The 5,395-nt window shown below is 57.8% G+C and carries 3 rRNA genes; all 3 read right to left on the reverse strand.

The annotated features are described in order from the left end of the window. The 3 genes from rrf to I3F54_RS31685 all read right to left on the reverse strand — a co-directional run bounded on the left by rrf (window position 1) and on the right by I3F54_RS31685 (window position 5,153). Window positions 1–117, reverse strand: a 5S ribosomal RNA gene (rrf, locus tag I3F54_RS31675). Between the two features lie 85 nt (window positions 118–202). Further along, window positions 203–3,321: ribosomal RNA gene (locus I3F54_RS31680) — 23S ribosomal RNA — on the reverse strand. 305 nt (window positions 3,322–3,626) lie between these two features. Continuing rightward, a 16S ribosomal RNA gene (locus I3F54_RS31685) occupies window positions 3,627–5,153 on the reverse strand. Together the 16S, 23S and 5S rRNA genes form the textbook arrangement of a ribosomal RNA operon. Window positions 5,154–5,395 lie beyond the last annotated feature (242 nt).

Raw genomic sequence — 5,395 nt, forward strand, 5'->3', positions numbered from 1 at the left:
GTTCGGCGGCGTCCTACTCTCCCACAGGGTCCCCCCTGCAGTACCATCGGCGCTGTAAGGCTTAGCTTCCGGGTTCGGAATGTAACCGGGCGTTTCCCTCACGCTATAACCACCGAAACACTATGAAACAAACAACCAGACCCACCACACACGGTGAATACTGTTCGTGGTTTCAGAACCAACACAGTGGACGCGAGCAACTGAGGACAAGCCCTCGGCCTATTAGTACCGGTCAACTCCACCAGTCACCTGGCTTCCATATCCGGCCTATCAACCCAGTCGTCTACTGGGAGCCTTACCCCATCAAGTGGGTGGGAGTCCTCATCTCGAAGCAGGCTTCCCGCTTAGATGCTTTCAGCGGTTATCCCTCCCGAACGTAGCCAACCAGCCATGCCCTTGGCAGAACAACTGGCACACCAGAGGTTCGTCCGTCCCGGTCCTCTCGTACTAGGGACAGCCCTTCTCAAGACTCCTACGCGCACAGCGGATAGGGACCGAACTGTCTCACGACGTTCTAAACCCAGCTCGCGTACCGCTTTAATGGGCGAACAGCCCAACCCTTGGGACCGACTCCAGCCCCAGGATGCGACGAGCCGACATCGAGGTGCCAAACCATCCCGTCGATATGGACTCTTGGGGAAGATCAGCCTGTTATCCCCGGGGTACCTTTTATCCGTTGAGCGACGGCGCTTCCACAAGCCACCGCCGGATCACTAGTCCCGACTTTCGTCCCTGCTCGACCCGTCGGTCTCACAGTCAAGCTCCCTTGTGCACTTACACTCAACACCTGATTGCCAACCAGGCTGAGGGAACCTTTGGGCGCCTCCGTTACCCTTTGGGAGGCAACCGCCCCAGTTAAACTACCCATCAGACACTGTCCCTGATCCGGATCACGGACCCAGGTTAGACATCCAGCACGACCAGACTGGTATTTCAACGACGACTCCACACACACTGGCGTGCATGCTTCACAGTCTCCCAGCTATCCTACACAAGCCGAACCGAACACCAATATCAAACTGTAGTAAAGGTCCCGGGGTCTTTCCGTCCTGCTGCGCGAAACGAGCATCTTTACTCGTAGTGCAATTTCACCGGGCCTATGGTTGAGACAGTCGAGAAGTCGTTACGCCATTCGTGCAGGTCGGAACTTACCCGACAAGGAATTTCGCTACCTTAGGATGGTTATAGTTACCACCGCCGTTTACTGGCGCTTAAGTTCTCAGCTTCGCCCCACCGAAGTGAAGCTAACCGGTCCCCTTAACGTTCCAGCACCGGGCAGGCGTCAGTCCGTATACATCGCCTTACGGCTTCGCACGGACCTGTGTTTTTAGTAAACAGTCGCTTCTCGCTGGTCTCTGCGGCCACCCCCAGCTCAAGGCGCACAGCCCATCACCAGGAATGGCCCCCCTTCTCCCGAAGTTACGGGGGCATTTTGCCGAGTTCCTTAACCATAGTTCACCCGAACGCCTCGGTATTCTCTACCTGACCACCTGAGTCGGTTTAGGGTACGGGCCGCCATGAAACTCGCTAGAGGCTTTTCTCGACAGCATAGGATCATCCACTTCACCACAATCGGCTCGGCATCAGGTCTCAGCCACGTGCAAGGCGGATTTACCTACCTTGCGGCCTACACCCTTACCCCGGGACAACCACCGCCCGGGATGGACTACCTTCCTGCGTCACCCCATCACTCACCTACTAACCGCTTGGTTCAGCGGCTCCACCACTCCCCTCAACTCCGAAGAGATCAGGGCGGCTTCACGGCCTTAGCATCACGATGCTCGATGTTTGACGCTCCACAGCGGGTACCGGAATATCAACCGGTTATCCATCGACTACGCCTGTCGGCCTCGCCTTAGGTCCCGACTTACCCTGGGCAGATCAGCTTGACCCAGGAACCCTTAGTCAATCGGCGCAAACGTTTCTCACGTTTGTATCGCTACTCATGCCTGCATTCTCACTCGTCAACCGTCCACAACTACCTTCCGGTGCTGCTTCACCCGGCAGACGACGCTCCCCTACCCATCCGTACAGGCGTTAGCCCGAATATACGAATGACACGACTTCGGCGGTACGCTTGAGCCCCGCTACATTGTCGGCGCGGAATCACTAGACCAGTGAGCTATTACGCACTCTTTCAAGGGTGGCTGCTTCTAAGCCAACCTCCTGGTTGTCTGTGCGACTCCACATCCTTTCCCACTTAGCGTACGCTTAGGGGCCTTAGTCGATGCTCTGGGCTGTTTCCCTCTCGACCATGGAGCTTATCCCCCACAGTCTCACTGCCGCGCTCTCACTTACCGGCATTCGGAGTTTGGCTAAGGTCAGTAACCCGGTAGGGCCCATCGCCTATCCAGTGCTCTACCTCCGGCAAGAAACACACGACGCTGCACCTAAATGCATTTCGGGGAGAACCAGCTATCACGGAGTTTGATTGGCCTTTCACCCCTAACCACAGGTCATCCCCCAGGTTTTCAACCCTGGTGGGTTCGGTCCTCCACGAAGTCTTACCTCCGCTTCAACCTGCCCATGGCTAGATCACTCCGCTTCGGGTCTTGAGCGTGCTACTCAAACGCCCTCTTCGGACTCGCTTTCGCTACGGCTACCCCACCCGGGTTAACCTCGCAACACACCGCAAACTCGCAGGCTCATTCTTCAAAAGGCACGCAGTCACGAGAATGTGCAAGCACACTCCGACGCTCCCACGGCTTGTAGGCACACGGTTTCAGGTACTATTTCACTCCCCTCCCGGGGTACTTTTCACCATTCCCTCACGGTACTATCCGCTATCGGTCACCAGGGAATATTTAGGCTTAGCGGGTGGTCCCGCCAGATTCACACGGGATTTCTCGGGCCCCGTGCTACTTGGGTATCAATCAAACGAGCCGCTGACGTTTCGACTACGGGGGTCTTACCCTCTACGCCGGGCCTTTCGCATGCCCTTCGTCTACATCAACGGTTTCTGACTCGTCCCACGGCCGGCAGACCGCAGAAGAAAGAACCCACAACCCCACATGCGCAACCCCTGCCGGGTCTCACACACACATGGTTTAGCCTCATCCAGTTTCGCTCGCCACTACTCCCGGAATCACGGTTGTTTTCTCTTCCTGAGGGTACTGAGATGTTTCACTTCCCCTCGTTCCCTCCACACTGCCTATGTGTTCAGCAGCGGGTGACAGCCCATGACGACTGCCGGGTTTCCCCATTCGGAAACCCCCGGATCAAAGCCTGGTTGACGACTCCCCGGGGACTATCGCGGCCTCCCACGTCCTTCATCGGTTCCTGGTGCCAAGGCATCCACCGTGCGCCCTTAAAAACTTGGCCACAGATGCTCGCGTCCACTGTGCAGTTCTCAAACAACGACCAGCCACCCACCACCCCGAACCCACACAAGGATCCGAGTGCACTGGGGCCGGCAACCGAAGGAACAATCATTCCCTCAGACACCCAACAGCGTGCCCGACACCCTCACCCCTCCCCCTTCCGTTCCACGCCGAAGCAGTACTAGGTAAGAAGAGCAGGTCAAGTGCGCCGAGTAGTCAACGTTCCACCCATGAGCAACCAGCATCGGACACTCGCCGATGTACTGGCCTCTGACCAGGCCAGGCCTGATAAGAAGTGCTCCTTAGAAAGGAGGTGATCCAGCCGCACCTTCCGGTACGGCTACCTTGTTACGACTTCGTCCCAATCGCCAGTCCCACCTTCGACAGCTCCCTCCCCAAGGGGTTGGGCCACCGGCTTCGGGTGTTACCGACTTTCGTGACGTGACGGGCGGTGTGTACAAGGCCCGGGAACGTATTCACCGCAGCAATGCTGATCTGCGATTACTAGCGACTCCGACTTCATGGGGTCGAGTTGCAGACCCCAATCCGAACTGAGACCGGCTTTTTGAGATTCGCTCCACCTCACGGTATCGCAGCTCATTGTACCGGCCATTGTAGCACGTGTGCAGCCCAAGACATAAGGGGCATGATGACTTGACGTCGTCCCCACCTTCCTCCGAGTTGACCCCGGCGGTCTCCCGTGAGTCCCCAGCACCACAAGGGCCTGCTGGCAACACGGGACAAGGGTTGCGCTCGTTGCGGGACTTAACCCAACATCTCACGACACGAGCTGACGACAGCCATGCACCACCTGTACACCGACCACAAGGGGGCGACCATCTCTGGCCGTTTCCGATGTATGTCAAGCCTTGGTAAGGTTCTTCGCGTTGCGTCGAATTAAGCCACATGCTCCGCCGCTTGTGCGGGCCCCCGTCAATTCCTTTGAGTTTTAGCCTTGCGGCCGTACTCCCCAGGCGGGGCACTTAATGCGTTAGCTGCGGCACGGACGACGTGGAATGTCGCCCACACCTAGTGCCCACCGTTTACGGCGTGGACTACCAGGGTATCTAATCCTGTTCGCTCCCCACGCTTTCGCTCCTCAGCGTCAGTATCGGCCCAGAGATCCGCCTTCGCCACCGGTGTTCCTCCTGATATCTGCGCATTTCACCGCTACACCAGGAATTCCGATCTCCCCTACCGAACTCTAGCCTGCCCGTATCGAATGCAGACCCGGGGTTAAGCCCCGGGCTTTCACATCCGACGTGACAAGCCGCCTACGAGCTCTTTACGCCCAATAATTCCGGACAACGCTTGCGCCCTACGTATTACCGCGGCTGCTGGCACGTAGTTAGCCGGCGCTTCTTCTGCAGGTACCGTCACTCTCGCTTCTTCCCTGCTGAAAGAGGTTTACAACCCGAAGGCCGTCATCCCTCACGCGGCGTCGCTGCATCAGGCTTGCGCCCATTGTGCAATATTCCCCACTGCTGCCTCCCGTAGGAGTCTGGGCCGTGTCTCAGTCCCAGTGTGGCCGGTCGCCCTCTCAGGCCGGCTACCCGTCGTCGCCTTGGTAAGCCACTACCTCACCAACAAGCTGATAGGCCGCGGGCTCATCCTGCACCGCCGGAGCTTTCCACGCACATCGGATGCCCGAGCGCGTCGTATCCGGTATTAGACCCCGTTTCCAGGGCTTGTCCCAGAGTGCAGGGCAGATTGCCCACGTGTTACTCACCCGTTCGCCACTAATCCCCTCCCGAAGGAGGTTCATCGTTCGACTTGCATGTGTTAAGCACGCCGCCAGCGTTCGTCCTGAGCCAGGATCAAACTCTCCGTGAATGCTGACCGGGTCATCCCGGTGACACACACGGGAGCGGAACCGTCCAAGGAACAATCGGACGGTTCACAGCGTCCTCGCTGTGTTATTTCAAAGGAACCTCGACCATCGGAAAACCATCCGACGGACGGGGTATCAACATATCTGGCGTTGACTTTTGGCACGCTGTTGAGTTCTCAAGGAACGGACGCTTCCTTCGTACTCACCCTCTCGGGCTTTCCTCCGGGCGCTTCCCTTCGGTGTC

This window comes from Streptomyces sp. MUM 2J (assembly GCF_022414535.1).
Taxonomy (GTDB): domain Bacteria; phylum Actinomycetota; class Actinomycetes; order Streptomycetales; family Streptomycetaceae; genus Streptomyces.